General features: G+C 46.8%; 12 protein-coding genes. 7 read left to right on the top strand and 5 right to left on the bottom strand.

Annotated features, from left to right (window positions below; genetic code table 11):
* Nucleotides 1-51: 51 nt before the first annotated feature.
* Nucleotides 52-726 (top strand): glutathione S-transferase family protein, encoded by a 675-nt coding sequence (locus tag ACFO4O_RS13145; protein WP_382409612.1) that lies wholly within the window; start codon nucleotides 52-54, stop codon nucleotides 724-726.
* 18 nt (nucleotides 727-744) lie between these two features.
* Here ACFO4O_RS13145 and recQ read toward each other — a convergent pair whose 3' ends face one another.
* A complete protein-coding gene (recQ, locus tag ACFO4O_RS13140) occupies nucleotides 745-2,553 on the bottom strand; it encodes a DNA helicase RecQ (RefSeq protein ID WP_382409610.1) in 1,809 nt (602 codons plus the stop codon).
* A gap of 325 nt (nucleotides 2,554-2,878) precedes the next feature.
* On the opposite strand from recQ, the gene rarD reads away from it, so the two are divergent.
* The gene (rarD, locus tag ACFO4O_RS13135) at nucleotides 2,879-3,754 is read left to right on the top strand and encodes an EamA family transporter RarD (protein ID WP_382409608.1); all 876 of its coding nucleotides are present in this window, start codon (nucleotides 2,879-2,881) and stop codon (nucleotides 3,752-3,754) included.
* A 138-nt stretch (nucleotides 3,755-3,892) separates the two neighbouring features.
* On the opposite strand, the gene ACFO4O_RS13130 is transcribed toward rarD, so the two are convergent.
* The 3 genes from ACFO4O_RS13130 to uvrD form a co-directional block, all read right to left on the bottom strand.
* Nucleotides 3,893-6,967, bottom strand: coding sequence for an efflux RND transporter permease subunit (locus ACFO4O_RS13130; RefSeq protein ID WP_382409606.1), 3,075 nt, complete (start codon nucleotides 6,965-6,967; stop codon nucleotides 3,893-3,895).
* 100 nt (nucleotides 6,968-7,067) lie between these two features.
* Complete coding sequence (locus ACFO4O_RS13125) at nucleotides 7,068-8,189, bottom strand: efflux RND transporter periplasmic adaptor subunit (RefSeq protein ID WP_382409248.1); 1,122 nt, start codon at nucleotides 8,187-8,189, stop codon at nucleotides 7,068-7,070.
* Between the two features lie 111 nt (nucleotides 8,190-8,300).
* Complete coding sequence (gene uvrD, locus ACFO4O_RS13120) at nucleotides 8,301-10,472, bottom strand: DNA helicase II (protein WP_382409246.1); 2,172 nt, start codon at nucleotides 10,470-10,472, stop codon at nucleotides 8,301-8,303.
* A gap of 167 nt (nucleotides 10,473-10,639) precedes the next feature.
* Between uvrD and ACFO4O_RS13115 the strand changes: the two genes are divergently transcribed.
* From ACFO4O_RS13115 to ACFO4O_RS13095, 5 genes are all read left to right on the top strand, one after another.
* Nucleotides 10,640-10,951, top strand: a complete 312-nt coding sequence (locus ACFO4O_RS13115; RefSeq protein WP_382409244.1) for a hypothetical protein — start codon at nucleotides 10,640-10,642, stop codon at nucleotides 10,949-10,951.
* 164 nt (nucleotides 10,952-11,115) lie between these two features.
* Nucleotides 11,116-12,144 carry a GGDEF domain-containing protein gene (locus ACFO4O_RS13110; RefSeq protein ID WP_382409242.1) on the top strand — a complete coding sequence of 343 codons (1,029 nt, stop codon included), beginning with the start codon at nucleotides 11,116-11,118 and terminating at the stop codon, nucleotides 12,142-12,144.
* Between the two features lie 13 nt (nucleotides 12,145-12,157).
* A complete protein-coding gene (locus ACFO4O_RS13105) occupies nucleotides 12,158-13,183 on the top strand; it encodes a GGDEF domain-containing protein (RefSeq protein WP_382409240.1) in 1,026 nt (341 codons plus the stop codon).
* A 94-nt stretch (nucleotides 13,184-13,277) separates the two neighbouring features.
* Nucleotides 13,278-14,087, top strand: a complete 810-nt coding sequence (gene cysE, locus ACFO4O_RS13100) for a serine O-acetyltransferase (protein WP_382409238.1) — start codon at nucleotides 13,278-13,280, stop codon at nucleotides 14,085-14,087.
* Nucleotides 14,088-14,089: 2 nt separating this feature from the next.
* Nucleotides 14,090-14,449 carry a DUF2750 domain-containing protein gene (locus ACFO4O_RS13095; RefSeq protein ID WP_382409236.1) on the top strand — a complete coding sequence of 120 codons (360 nt, stop codon included), beginning with the start codon at nucleotides 14,090-14,092 and terminating at the stop codon, nucleotides 14,447-14,449.
* 49 nt (nucleotides 14,450-14,498) lie between these two features.
* Here ACFO4O_RS13095 and yghU read toward each other — a convergent pair whose 3' ends face one another.
* A complete protein-coding gene (yghU, locus tag ACFO4O_RS13090) occupies nucleotides 14,499-15,341 on the bottom strand; it encodes a glutathione-dependent disulfide-bond oxidoreductase (RefSeq protein ID WP_382409234.1) in 843 nt (280 codons plus the stop codon).

Here is a 15,341-nt window from a genome sequence, read left to right as displayed (position 1 = left end):
TTTCTTAGAGTAAGGATTAGATACCTAACGTTTTAAGGAAGAATAGTGTTCATGTTTACCCTTCATCATTTGAAAGACTCGCGCTCCCAGCGCATTGTTTGGCTGCTTGAAATGATTGGTGCTGATTACCAAATCAAAGCTTACGCCAGAGACCCTCAAACAAGCCTTGCGCCTGAGGAGTTTAAGCGTCTTCACCCTTTAGGCTCAGCGCCATTGCTTGAGCACAATGATGAAATGTTGGCTGAGTCGGGTGCAATCTGCGAGTACATTGTGCAGCAAGCGGATGCCAAAGAGCTTTTAAAGGCTGACGACCCGAGCGCGCACATCCAAGTGCAATTTTGGTCGCATTACAGTGAGGGGAGCTTTTTGCCGCCTCTGGTTGCCGCTATGGTAATGAACAAAGCGCGGGCGAAGGCGAAGCCGTTTTTTGTAAAGTTTATTGCAAACAAACTGATAGACGCCATTTTGGATGCTTATTTCAATAAGGTGATATCGCGTAATTTAGCATTTGTAGAGGCTCATTTAGCCGATAAAACCTTCTTTGTGGGCGATTCGCCAACCATTGCCGATGTGCAAATGAGTTTTGGTATGGAGGCACTGCAAAAAACCGATCGTTTAAAGGCCTTTCCAAATATGAGCGCTTATGTGGCAAGAGTTCAGGCGATACCGTCTTATCAAGCGGCAATGAAGAAAATGGCAGAGGCAGAAGCGTCTATTAATCAGTAGTGCTGAGTAGCTTAATTGTTACTGTGCGTCTAGGTAGTCTTTAATCAAGCCTATGAAGGCGTCGCCATACTTTTCTAATTTACTTACACCCACCCCAGTGACATCTAAAAACGCGCTGGGGGTGGTGGGTTGCTGACGCGTCATATCAGCAAGCGTTGCATCAGAAAATATCACAAAAGCTGGCTTGTCGAGATCGTCTGCAATGAGGCGACGTAAAGCTTTGAGCTTGTCAAACAGTTTTGTATCTAGGTTAGTGGGTACATACTTATCCTTTTTGCCTTGTGTGACTGCAAATTTCGGTACTGCTAACTCAACATTTTTCTCGCCTTTGAGCACCGCTCTAGCTGTTGGCGTTAAACATAAAACGCCTGAGCGAGTCATATCAATAAACAGCAAACCCACATGAATTAATTGCTGAATAATATTATGCCAATAGCTATCAGATTGCGCTTTTCCAATACCATAGGTTGAGAGTTTGTCGTGGCCTGCGTCTAGTATGCCTTTATGTTGTAATCCGCGCAGTACATCAATCACATGCTGTACGCGCGTCTCTAGCTTTAAGCGATAAACACATGATAAAACTTTTTGCGCATCTACCGTGCCGTCGAACATTTTTGGTGGATCAAGGCAAATATCACAGTTACCGCAAGGGCTATCGCGATAGTCAGCAAAATAGTTTAATAAGACTTGGCGCCTACAGGTTTGCGCTTCGGCAAACGACTGCATCGCTTCAAATTTATGCATTTCAATGGCAAAGCGGTCGGCTGTGCTGCCGTCGGCGATCCATTTTTTAATGCGCGCTCCGTCGCGCTCGTCGTATAAAAGCAAGGCCTCTGCTGGCATACCGTCGCGGCCAGCACGGCCCGTTTCTTGATAAAAAGCTTCTACGCTTCGGGGTACGTCGTGATGCACAACAAAGCGCACGTTCGACTTATTGATGCCCATGCCAAAGGCTACAGTAGCGACCACTACTTGTAGTTGGTCTTTTAAAAACTGCGTTTGTACCAACTCGCGCATCTCGTTGTCGCGTCCGGCATGGTATGCATCGCAGCGAATACCAGCCTGTTTAAGCTTCGCAGTCAGGTCGTCAACCTTTGCACGACTGTTGCAGTATACAATGCCGCTGTTGCCTGACTGCTGGCATACAAAATTTACCACTTGGTCAAAGCCCTTATACTTGCGCAAAAGATTATAGCGAATATTGGGCCGGTCAAATCCTCCTTTATGCACAAAAGCATTGTGCATATTAAGCTGATGCAAAATGTCTTGCTGGGTAGCGATATCTGCTGTGGCGGTAAGTGCCATCATGGGCACATGTCCAAGCACGTCTTTAAGCTGACCTAAATTGCGATAGTCTTGGCGAAAATCGTGTCCCCAATGACTCACGCAGTGCGCTTCGTCTACTGCAATTAAACTTATATTGCATTGACGAACAAGATTGAGAAAGTAGCTTTGCAACATGCGTTCAGGCGCAACGTATAGTAGGTCGATAGTATTATTTTTAAGGGCTTCGATAACCTCAGCGGCCTGCTCTTGTGCCAAGCTGGAGTTTAAATAGGCCGCTTCTACCCCTTGTTCGCGCAGTTGCTGAACTTGGTCTTGCATCAATGAAATAAGCGGAGAGATAACTAAGGTAACACCGTCAAATACCAGCGCGGGTACTTGGTAGCAAAGCGATTTCCCGCCTCCCGTGGGCAGTAAAATCAAGCTGTCGTTTCCGGCGAGCACTTGCTCAATTACTTCTTTTTGCCCGTCGCGAAACACATCGTAGCCAAAGGTCTCTTTGAGTACCTTGTGACAGGTTTGCATCTTGTCGTTTGCGGGCATAGCGTCAACAGCATTCACAGGTATAAAACGGCCACTTATTAAGGATAATTGATGGGCGCAAGTGTACCGACTTTACACTTTAAAATCATGATGCACTTTAGGACAGACTGCTAAGAGTTTGAGTTAAGGTGTTTTTTGCTGCATACGCGCCTTAATGTGTTCGAATAATGAGCTATATTGTATGCATATTTGACCTTGCGTAATGTTAGGCTTTAACCGACAATCCGCGCTCTTTGTGAAGTAAGGCTTTTTTGCTCACACTTCACCTGTTAATTGTCCGCATAAGGGAGACGCTTTGAGCTCATCAGACCAAACTAAAGCAGGCATGCTGTTCGCCGTTGCTGCATACAGTATGTGGGGCATCGCGCCGCTCTATTTTAAAGCGCTGACGCATATTCCAGCGCCTGAAATTCTTATGCATAGAGTAGTTTGGTCAGTATTGGTGCTGTTGATTTTAATCGCAGGGCTAAAGCATTTTTCTAAAGTAAGTACTGCCTTAAAGTCTAAGCGGGTGGTGCTGACCTTATTTGCTGCCGGCATTTTACTCGCCGGTAACTGGCTTTTGTTTATTTGGGCCGTCAATAATGATTTTTTACTTGAGGCGAGCCTCGGTTATTTCATTAATCCGCTAATCAACGTGTTTTTGGGCAGGGTGTTTTTAGGTGAGCGACTGCGAACTGTGCAAAAAATTGCTGTGGGTTTGGCGGTGGTAGGAGTGGGTATTTTAGTTGTTTCATACGGACAGCCGCCCTATGTCGCGCTGACCTTGGCATTTAGTTTTAGTATTTACGGACTGTTGCGTAAACAAGTAAGTGTTGACTCAATGCCTGGTTTATTCATTGAAACTAGCATGATGCTGCCGGCTGCACTCATTTATTGGGCCTTTTTTGCGACCGTGACCGCAGACTTCAGCGCCAACGAGGCAAGCTTAAATTACTTGCTGCTGTTTGCAGGCGTGCTCACTACCGCGCCTCTATTGTGTTTTACTGCTGCGGCCCGACGCATTAAGTACTCTACCTTGGGCATGTTTCAATACATAGGTCCCTCTATCATGTTTGGCCTTGCCACCTTGGTATATCATGAGCCCTTAAGCGACGCGCGCCTTACGACCTTCGCAATGGTGTGGACGGCGCTAGCAATTTTTACCTACGACTCACTCAATCATTACCGCAAGAGTAAACGGGTGCCTAAGCCTGTGTAGCCCGACAAGCAAAGCAACGGCGCGAATTGCTTAAAACAACATGCCATAGGCCTCGTCTGAGGCCTAATTCACACCTTCGCTCAAACCTCAGTTGTTACCTTAACTAAAAACCTAACTAAGACTAGGATGCGGCCTTAACTAAGTATTGCCTGTTAATGGCGCATTAGCCATGGCTTCATGCTCGTCATCTTTGCTGTGATCCGACGCAAGGGTTAAATATACGCTCGGCAATACAATCAAGGTAAAGAACGTGCCTACCAACATACCGGCAACGAGAATGATACCTATGCTGTTACGCGCCTCAGCGCCCGGTCCAGTTACTAATACCAAGGGAAAGTGACCTAACACCGTGGCGGCGGTGGTCATGAGCACCGGTCGTAGCCGCGTCTTTGCAGCTTCTTGAACCGCCTCAAGCTTGTTCAAGCCTTGACGCTGCATATGATTAGCAAACTCCACAATCAGTATTCCGTTTTTTGCGATTAAACCCACCAAGGTAATAAAACCCACCTGTGAGTAGATGTTGATGGTCGTGAAATCTAAAAATGAAAACATCATCGCGCCTGATAAGGCCAAAGGTACCGACCCAAGTAAGACCACAAGCGGATCGCGCAGGCTATTAAACTGCACAGCCAGTACCAAATAAACAAACACCAAGGCAATAAGCAAAACGCCTTCAAGGGTATTGCCCTCAAGGCGTATTTGCCTCGACTCGCCTGCATAGTCGATTGAATAGGTAGCGGGTAAGAGCTCTGACGCAATCTCTTCAAGTGTGGATAGACCTTGCTCTTTTGTTGTGCCGGGCACCACTTCTGCAAAAATGCGGAAGGCATTTTTTTGCTGGAACTTGGCGAGCACGCGCGGCGCAGTTTCAGTTTCTAAACTGGCGATTGAGCGCACCGGTATCAAATCGCCGCTTGGGGTGCGTATTTGCAAATCCAGCACTGCATCAGGATTTAAACGGTCGCTTTCTTTTAGCATGGGGATTACGCGATACGCTCGCCCGTCTTGGTTGTAGCGGTTCACAAAATTACCCGACAGAAGGGTAGAAAGCTGCTGACTTACCGACGATAAGTCCATGCCTAAATCGGCAATATGTTCACGATTGAGTACAAAGCGTGCCTGAGGAAGGTCGATTTTTAAGTCGGTATTCGCAAATAAAAACTTGCCGCTTGCCAAGGCCGCTGAAATGAACTTATCTGCATATTCTTTCATTTGCATATAGTCATCGGTACTTTGTACTACAAGCTCAACCGAAAAGTTACCTGCGGTTGGCAGAGCGGAATCTAGCACCGGAAAAGCCTTTACGCCCGGCACGCTGCTCAACTGCCCGAAGGCTTGCCAGTACATATCTTGCACGTTTTGCTCGCGCTCACTTAGCGGAGTAAAGTCTACACCCGAAAAACCGCCGGACGGCGTCATGATTTGCCACATGAATTTCGCGCCCTCGAGCGATTTCATGGTATCTACTACGTCATCCATATGCTTGATGGTGTAGTCAATGGAGGCGTCTGGCGCAGATTCGATGATCACCGAGATGCTCGACTGGTCTTCGGTGGGCGCAAGTTCTTTGAGAGACAGCAAATAAAACGGCACGCTTAGCAGCGATAGTACCAGTGCCGATACCAATATTTGCCAGCGATATTCGATAGTGCGTACCAGCAAGCGCCCATACTTTTCTTGCAGCATTTCAAATACGCCGTTGACCTTACGCGTGACTTTTCCTTCTTTACCGCCCTCAGGGCAGGCATAAGCGCTCATGATTGGCGACAAGGTCAGAGCAACTACGCCAGAAATAAGCACTGCAATTGCCAGTGTAAAAGCAAACTCTTTAAACAATGCGCCGGTTAGTCCTGATAATAGACCAATAGGCGCATATACCGCGGCTAAAGTCACTGTCATACTGATGATTGGTGCTAAAAGCTGTCTCGAGCTTGCGAGAGCTGCCTGTATTCTGCCCATTCCGGAGCGCATGTAGCGCGCCACATTTTCAACTACCACAATAGCATCGTCGACCACCAAACCTACCGACAGTACAATGGCCAAAATTGTCAGCAGGTTTAACGAGAATCCGGCCAAAGAAATCGCGGCTATGGCGCCTAAAATCGATATGGGAATGGTAACAAGCGGCACAAGCGCTGTTCTAAACGAGCCCATCATGGCAAGCACAACAATGCCAACTAAAATGACCGTTTCAATTAGGGTAATAAAGATTTCTTTGAGTGCGTCTCGCATGTACAAAGTGCCGTCATAGCCATCAGTAATGCTAAGACCTTGGGGCAGGGTTCGGTTTATTTCGTCTATCATTACATAGAGACGGTCGCCAATTTCTATTTCGTTAGCGCCGGGTAGGGGCCACACTGAAATATACAGCACAATGTCTTTGTCGAGTCGTGCGGTCACAACGCCTTCTTCTTCGCCAAGCATAACATCGGCAATATCTTGAATTCGAATTTGTACGCCGTCTACTTCACGTACTACGAGGTTTTTAAATTCGTCTATGCTCGTTAAATTAGTATCGGCTAAAAGAGCAATACGCTGCTTATCGTTTTCACTGTTGCCAAAAGTCGCAATGAGGTTGTTTGCCCTCAAAGCATTCGACACGTCGTTCGCGGCCACGTCAAAAGCCGCCATTTTTTGAGGGTCTAGCCAAATCCGCATGGCAGGATTACGACTGCCCTCTAAGCCAATCCGCTGTACACCCGGAATAGACGCTAGCGTGGGCGATACGTTGCGGCTGAGGTAATCGGTAACCTCCAAACGCGACATATCTGCAAGGTCTTCGTCGTAGTTAACCGTTAAATAGAATATGGCAAATGGTCTGTCGGCACGCACTACTTGAATTGCCGGGTCTTCTGCGCCCTCGGGCAGTTCAAAGCGAATTTGGTCAATACGTGAAGACAGTTCAGCTAAAGCAGACGAACTGTCTTCATTCAAGCGCAACCACACTGTAACCGTACTAAGTCCCGGGGTGGTATTAGAGTCGACGTAATCCACACCGGGCACTGACGACGCCGCGCGCTCAATAGGTTCGGTAATAAAGCCCTGTATTGTTTCTGCTGAAGCGCCCACATAGGGAGTGGTAATTTGAATAGACGCACTGCTAATTTGCGGAAACTGTAAAACAGGGATGTTGATAAAGGCACGAATACCAATCAAAACAATGGCAAGTGAGAGCACTACCGCAATAATCGGACGCTTAGAAAATATATCCATGACCGACGGCGTGTTGATAAGTTTGGAATTAGATTCTTTATCAGAAAGTGCCGATTTGCTCTGTGCGCCTTCAAGCGCAGCCTTATCAGAATTAGCCATACTACTTAGCCTCTGCAGAGCGACTTGCTTGCTGGTCTGCTGAGAACACCAATAAGCCCTCGCTCAATTTTGCAGAGCCTACGGTCGCTATCGTCTCTCCGGTTTCTATTCCTTGCGTCACCATCGCTTTATCGAGTTCTCGGGTTACCACCGACACAGGGCGGCGTTTTGCCCGATAATCGCCCTTATCGTCTTTGTTTAACACATAAACGTAGCTGCCAAAGGTATCAAAACGCAGCGCCTCGTTTGGAATGGGAAATACCTGCTGATATTCATCAATTGGAAAAAGCACTTTGACAATCGTGCCGGGTTTAAACTTGGCAATGGTATTGTTTAGTTTAGCTCTCACTAAAACGCTTCGAGATCCGCTGGCTATTTGTTGGTTGACCGCGCTGATAGTCGCCTCAAGCGGGGCGTTGATAAGACTGGGCGCGGCAACATTTACCTTGCTTCCAATTTCAATGTTCGACTGCCACTGCGGAACAGAAAAATCGACCCACACGCTGTCTAAATCACCTACCAATCTGGTTATTACACTATTCGCAGCGATGTAAGTACCCACTTCCCAATCGTGAATGCTAGTAGTGCCGCTAAAGGGTGCAAGAATGGTCTTGCGGTCTATAGTGGCTTGTAAAGCCCGCGCTCTGGCGCGATTAACCATAAGCTGAGAGTTTGCGCGGTCAAACTGGTCTTTGGATGATGCGCGTACTTCGAGCAAGTCTGAAAAACGTTTTACGTCGAGCTTGGCGAGCTCTATTTCCGCATTTATTGCTTCAAGTTGTGCAAGCTCGGGCGCAATGTCGAGTTGTACAAGTAAGTCGCCTTTATTTACCCTGCCGCCTGAAGGAAAGGCAACCTTGGTGATAATGCCCTCAAATTCGTTGCGTAGCTCAACTGATCGAATCGCTTTGATTTCGCCAATTACCTCAAGTTTCGGCTGCCATTGAGCAGCACTTACCTGCATGGTTTGCACCGTTTCACTGGGCTCGGGAAACGATTCACCAAAGGCGATGGCTGCTTTTATTTGTGTAAATTTAACAAAGCCAAGGGCTGCAATAATGCACACAAGCATTAAAAGCGTAAGTAACCAACGTTTTAATTGGACCATTTTTGATTGGGCCATGATCATTCCTTTTTTCAGTGTCGTCCATGAGAAGACGCGTTTGTATACCAATACTACAGCGATTGTTTAAAAAGCGATTAGCCATTTATTTATTATTACTTGATTTTAATGCTAGCCTACTTTTTGCAGTTTTGCGTAAGCCAGCACTAACCACTTACTGCCAAAATCATCAAAGTTGACCTGCACGCGTCCGTGGTCGCCTGCGCCTTCATAATTGAGCACGGTCCCCTCTCCAAATTTCTTGTGAGCCACGCGCTGCCCTAGCGTAAAACCGCTATCTACAAATGCCTCGTGCGAACTGGCGGCACTAAAACGGTTGTGTACGGGTTGGCTCACCTGTGAGCGTAGTCTAATTTCTTCAATATATTCGGTAGGGATTTCGCGAATGAAGCGCGATGCGGTGTGGTATTTGTCTTGTCCGTAAAGTCGACGAGTTTCAGCATAGGTAATCACTAACTGTTGCATTGCACGCGTCATGCCCACATAGGCCAGTCTGCGTTCTTCTTCAAGTCGACCGGGCTCGTCATTACTCATATTGCTTGGAAACATACCCTCTTCAACACCGGCAAGCACGACTAAGGGAAATTCCAAGCCCTTTGCGGTGTGTATTGTCATCATTTGCACCGCATCTTGGTCGGCGTCGGCTTGTGCATCTCCTGCCTCTAAGGATGCATGGGCTAAAAATGCTGCCATTGGGGTCATTTCTTCGGCATCTTCTGGGGCCTCAAATTGCTTACAGGCGGTCACTAATTCTTGTAAGTTTTCAACTCGTGCCTGCGCCTTTTCGCCCTTTTCAGCCTGATACATCGCATATAAGCCCGACCCCTTAATGATATCGTCTGCTTTTTTCTCAAGCGGTAGGGGAGCGACTTTTTCAGTCAGCTTTTTGATAAGGTCAATAAAGCTTTGAAGCGCATTCGCCGCCCTGCCAGACAATAGCTTGGCGCTGAGCATAGTTTGACTGGCATCCCACATCGACAGCTCGTGCTCGCGGGCATGGCTACGAATGTTAGCCAAGGTTTTTTCGCCCATCCCGCGAGTAGGTGTGTTTACTACCCGCTCAAAGGCTGCGTCATCTATTACGTTATTTATAAGGCGCATGTATGCTAAGGCGTCTTTGATTTCTTGACGCTCAAAAAAGCGCAGGCCGCCATAGATGCGATAAGCCAATCCTTCATGCAGTAAAGCCTCTTCTAATACACGAGACTGCGCATTGTTACGATATAAAATAGCGCAGTCTTTCAGCGCGGCGCCATCATCAAAAAACTGCTTGATGCGCGACACAATAAACCGCGCTTCGTCCATCTCGTTAAAACCGGCATATAGGGCTATTTTTTTTCCTTCTGCTCCCTCTGTCCACAGGTCTTTTCCTAAGCGGCCCTGATTGTTGGCAATCACTGCGTTAGCTGCCTGCAAAATATTGCTGGTGGAGCGATAGTTTTGTTCAAGGCGAATGGTAATGCTTGAGGGGAAATCTTTTAGAAAGTGAGAAATATTTTCAACGTTAGCGCCTCGCCATCCATAAATAGATTGGTCGTCATCGCCCACTATCATCATGCTGTTTTCAGGGCTTTTGAGCAATTTCAGCCATGCATATTGAATGTTGTTTGTATCTTGAAATTCGTCTACTAAGACCGCTCTAAAGCGTTTTTGATAATGATGACGAAGCGACTCATTGTCGCGCAAAATCTCAAAGGCTAACAGCAAGAGTTCAGCAAAATCGACCAGCCCAGAGCGTTTGCAAGTCTGCTCATAAGCCGCGTAAATTTCTTTCATTTTTTGCTGCGTTGGGTCGTTGTGGGTTTCAACATGAGCCGCACGCAGACCTTCGTCTTTATTGCCGTTTATAAACCACTGGATTTGTTTCGCCGGCCAGTGTTTCTCGTCCAAGTTCATTGCTTTAAGTAAGCGTTTTATTAAACGATACTGATCGTCCGAATCAAGAATACTAAAATTTTGCGGCAGGCCGGCATCTTCGTAGTGCAGGCGCAGAAGTCGATGCGCGAGCCCGTGAAAAGTGCCAATCCACATGCTGTTCATAGGCGCTTTCATGAGATGCTCAACACGCCCGCGCATTTCTCTTGCGGCTTTATTGGTAAAGGTAACCGCCAAAATGCTAAAGGGTGCGATGGCTTCAACTTCCATCATCCACGCAATACGATGCACCAACACACGCGTTTTGCCGCTACCCGCCCCCGCGAGCACCAACATATTGGCATTGGGCGCTGCCACCGCCTCTCGCTGTTTATCATTGAGTTGGTCGAGCAGTCGTGATACATCCATTCAGTAAACCTTTAAGTCGTTTTTGCGTAATAACGTTAAGTAAAATAAGCTGCCAATAGTGTAGCAAACAATGTGATGTTTTTATCACATAGCTGTTTATTTATACAGTTTTTTATTGTTAGAGCATTAGCTTTTTAAAACAGCGCGTACAGCGCGATGGATTATTCATGAACCTACTATACCAACGCACAGAAACCGACAATGAAATTGTTGTCGTATTTAGGCCCTATTCTATGTACGTACTGTTGTTTGTTTTGTTGTTGCTCATGGCTGTTACCTTTGTACCGAGCCTAGAGGCTTATGCTTACATTGCTAATGTATTAATGCCCATTGCTGCGCTAGTGGTGATTGTTCGCATTGTATTTATGCATAAGGTAAATAGCGAAGTGCGACAGGCGATGCGCGACGACAAGGTCACCATAAGCGGCGGCAAACTAAGCGCCAGTAAGCCTCTTACCTTTGTTATCGCTAAAAAGTGATTCCCCAAAAGTGATTACCCAAAAGCGAGTCCTACAAAGGGATTTCAAACAAGCGATATATAGGAATAACACGGCCAAGCTACCCCGAGCATGAACCGTTTTAGTTTATGCTTAGGCGGTCGATACAAAGATATGCAAAAATTCACCGCGATAGATACAGCTTCATGAGTAATAGCCCGACGCTTATCAGGATTAAAAGCGCGCTTGCAAAAAGCGTGCTGCCAGAAGGGCCTGTTGAGAACGGCTTTTTAGTGCGTTCAGTCTTGGTAATGTGTATTTTAGGCGCGCTCATTATCGCGCCGTTTTCTTGGCTCAATTTTTATCAAGGTCGCAGCCTAATTGGCATTGCCTCGGTTGCGGTGCTTGTTGTATGCGTACTTAATACAGTCGCGTCGTTTAGAGGTAAATACGTGCTATGGCTAAATTTATGGGGCGCAGCGCCAGCGCTCGCATTCTCCATCGTGTTTGCCATTGAAAAACTTGGCGTGATAGGCACCTTTTGGACCTACATGGCTTTGTGTACTTACTACTTAATTTTGCCGCTAAAATATGCAGTAAAAGCCGCGATTGTGCTATTTGTTGTGGCGTCTGTTACTGCCTTTTTTTATGTTGACGTAAAAGTGCTCGTGCGTTTTATGGTGACCAGTTTAGGCTGCGGCTCGTTTATGTATTTTTGTTTTCGAGAAATTGAAAACCAACGTAATTTGCTTAGCACACAGTCGCTGACCGACCCTTTGACCGGAGCCTTCAATCGTCAGTCTTTACAAGATACCCTTGCGCAGTTTGCGCATCAACAGCACGTCAACGACACAACATCAACGCTTTGCATGTTCGATATAGACCACTTTAAACATATCAACGACGATTTTGGGCATGATGTGGGCGATAAGGTATTAAAAGCATTCAGTGCCATCATTACCCAGCATATGCGCTCAGACGACAAATTATTCAGGGTAGGGGGTGAAGAGTTTTTACTATTAATGCCCAATACTACTAAAACACACGCCGCTAGCATTGCCGAATGCATTCGAGAAACGCTAAGTAGCTCTGAGATTATCAGTGGTCATCCGGTTACCGTAAGCGTTGGTGTAGCTGAATCTGACAAGCACTTAAGCTGGCGCGAATGGATGAAAAACAGCGATGATAAGCTTTATTTTTCAAAACAAAATGGCCGCAATCAGGTGAGCATGTAATGGTGAACCGTCTATGAGTCGCATCGGACCTAATTCATCTTCGGCTAAACGCTTTGGTGCGTGGCTGCCCGATACGCCGCATCATGAAAAGTTCTTAGTGCGCTCAGTATTTGCCATTTCTGCCATTGGCCTGTTACTTATCACGCCTTTTGCTATTTTGAACTTAGTTAACGCTAGAATGTTTGTGGGTTTTGCCTCCTTAAGTGTTTTAGTGGTGTGTTTGGCCAATATTTACAAGTGTACTCAAGGTAAATATGTGCTGGCGTTTAACTTGTTGGGTCTTGCTCCTGCGCTAGGCCTGTCAGTGATTTTTGCGATTAAAAGTATTGGCGTGATGGGTGTGTATTGGGCCTACATGGCGGTGTGTGCTTATTATTTAGTTTTGCCCCTAAGACATGCTCGCTACGCTAATATCCTTTTGTTTTTATCTGTTACAGCCGCCGCCTATCTTTCATTGGAACAAGCGGTTTACTTGCGTTTTAGTGTGACCCTATTTGGCTGCAGCCTGTTTATGTATTTTTGTTTTGGCGAAATAGACAAACAAAGACGCTTGTTAAAAGCTCGCTCTGAAACCGACCCACTCACGCAATGCTTAAATCGAGCAACGCTCATCACAACCCTGAGCGACACTATTGCTAAGTGCGCCAAAAACAAGCAAACCGCCACCATTTGTGCTTTCGACCTCGACCATTTCAAACCAATAAACGATACCCATGGTCACGACGTTGGCGACCAAGTGCTTATCTCTTTTGCGCAGTTGATTACCCAATATATGAGCGCGAATGACAAGCTGTTTCGGGTGGGAGGAGAAGAGTTTTTACTGCTGATGACAAATGCGTCGGAAGCCGAAGGGTTTGCGGTTGCCGAAGCCATGCGGGCGGTGGTCGAAAGTACGCAGTTGCATAAAGACATCGATTTAACGGTGAGTGCAGGTGTGTGTGAGGTGTCTGATGAATATACATGGCGCGAATGGATGAAAGCGAGCGATCAGAAGCTCTACGCTGCAAAACAAAATGGCCGAAACCAAGTCGTAAAATAGCCATTATCTGCTTTTATTTGGACGATGGCTCCATGTGTTCTACAATTGCGTCTATAAACTCACAGTCATTTCGATTTACAAAAATAGGCCAGCCATGCCAAACACTATTAGCAGCGAAGCTTTTTGGCTATCAATAAAGCAAGAAGCACGAGAAGTAGCAAGCCGAGAACCCATGCTAGCAAGCTACTTACATGCCTGCGTACAAAATCATCATAACTTCGAAACGTCTTTAAGCTTTATTCTCTCCAACAAGGTAAGCGACGACGTTATGCCGGCTATATCGGTAAGTGAAATGTTTGATGAGGCATACTTACTTAATCCTGCCATGGTAGATGCTGCGGTGGCCGATGCTCAGGCTATTGTTCAGCGTGATCCTGCGGTATCTAGCTTCTTGCCGGTGCTCATTCATTTTAAAGGTTTTCAGGCCTTGCAAGTGCATCGTTTAGCGCATTATATGTGGCAAAAAGGGCGAAAAGAACTCGCTCTGTTTATGCAAAGCCGCAATTCAGAGGTGTTTTCAGTTGATATTCATCCTGCAGCGAAAATTGGTAAAGGGGTCATGTTTGACCACGCCACAGGTATTGTGATTGGAGAAACCGCTGTTGTAGAAGACAATGTATCGATTCTGCAAGAAGTGACGCTTGGCGGCACAGGAAGCGAGCAGGGCGACCGTCACCCTAAAGTGCGTGAAGGGGTAATGATAGGCTCAGGCGCAAAAATTCTAGGCAACATCGAGATAGGTCGAGGCTCAAAAGTGGGTGCAGGAAGCGTAGTGCTTAATTCTGTGCCTGCTTGTATGACTGTGGTGGGTGTGCCAGCGAAAGTGGTTGGCAAACCCAACTGTGACATGCCGTGCGACTCGATGCAACAAAACGTGCTGGCTGACGAAGCAGGTTCGGATTAAATATGACATCTACTCTGCTTTCAATCATGCAAATGCCAGCCGACAAACGCTATACTCATTTGCTGGCCCAAGCCAAAACGACACAACTGCTCTGGATACTCACCGACGAACACGGTTGTGTGATGCTCAATACAGAAGACGAGGATTGTGTGCCGGTATGGCCATCACAGGATTACGCACAATACTGGGCAACCGGAGATTGGGCCGACTGCAAAGCACAAAGCATTGGCGTTAATGAGTGGCTTGAGCGATGGACAACGGGCCTCGAGGGTGATGAGCTTTTGGTTGTAGCTTGTCCAAATCCTGACGAGCCAGGTTTAGTGCTAGAACCAGATATGTTTGACGAAGACCTAAGGCGCTAGCACATTGATGTGCTAGCTTAAGTGTCAGTCTTGCTTGTTGCTAAGCATGCTATTTGTCAAAGTCGCTGGCGCTGTGGCGTTCTTTCAACTGTTGGGTATCTTCACCCCATACTTTGTTAACAATTCGGCCACGCTGCACGGCGGGGCGCTCTAGTAATTGCTTGGTCCAGCGCTGAAGATGCTTATAGTCTTGTACCTGCAAAAATTCTCCCGCTTCATACAAGCTGCCGTGAGCCAGCAGTCCATACCACGGCCAAATTGCCATATCGGCGATAGTATATTGCTCTCCGGCAATAAACTCATGCTTGGCGAGCTGTTTGTCTAAGACGTCTAACTGGCGTTTTACTTCCATTGCATAGCGATTGATAGGGTATTCGTATTTTTCGGGAGCGTAGGCATAAAAATGACCAAAACCGCCGCCTAAAAATGGGGTGCTGCCCATTTGCCACATCAGCCAATTAAAGGTTTCGGTGCGATCATGACCTGTCTTTGGTAAAAACGCGTCGAAGCGCTCCGCTAAATGAACAAGAATAGACCCTGATTCGAATACGCGCTGCGGAGTCTCGTTTGAGTAGTCCATGAGTGCAGGAATTTTCGAGTTTGGGTTTACCCCAACAAAGCCTGAGGAAAACTGCTCGCCTTCTTGAATGTTAATTAGCCATGCGTCGTATTCGGCTTCGGCAAAACCCGCTTCTAGGAGCTCTTCAAGCATAATGGTCACCTTTACGCCGTTTGGGGTCGCAAGCGAGTACAGCTGAAACGGGTGCTCACCTACCGGCAGCTCTTTTTCGTGGGTGCTGCCAGAAATAGGCCGATTGATATTGGCAAACTTGCCACCGCTCTCTCTATCCCATGTCCAAACACTCGGGGGTGTATAGGCATTGTCTGACAT

This window comes from Glaciecola siphonariae (assembly GCF_042652645.1).
Taxonomy (GTDB): domain Bacteria; phylum Pseudomonadota; class Gammaproteobacteria; order Enterobacterales; family Alteromonadaceae; genus Glaciecola; species Glaciecola siphonariae.
The sequence above is the reverse complement of the archived record's forward strand: the minus strand, read 5'-3'. Positions and strand labels throughout refer to the sequence as shown.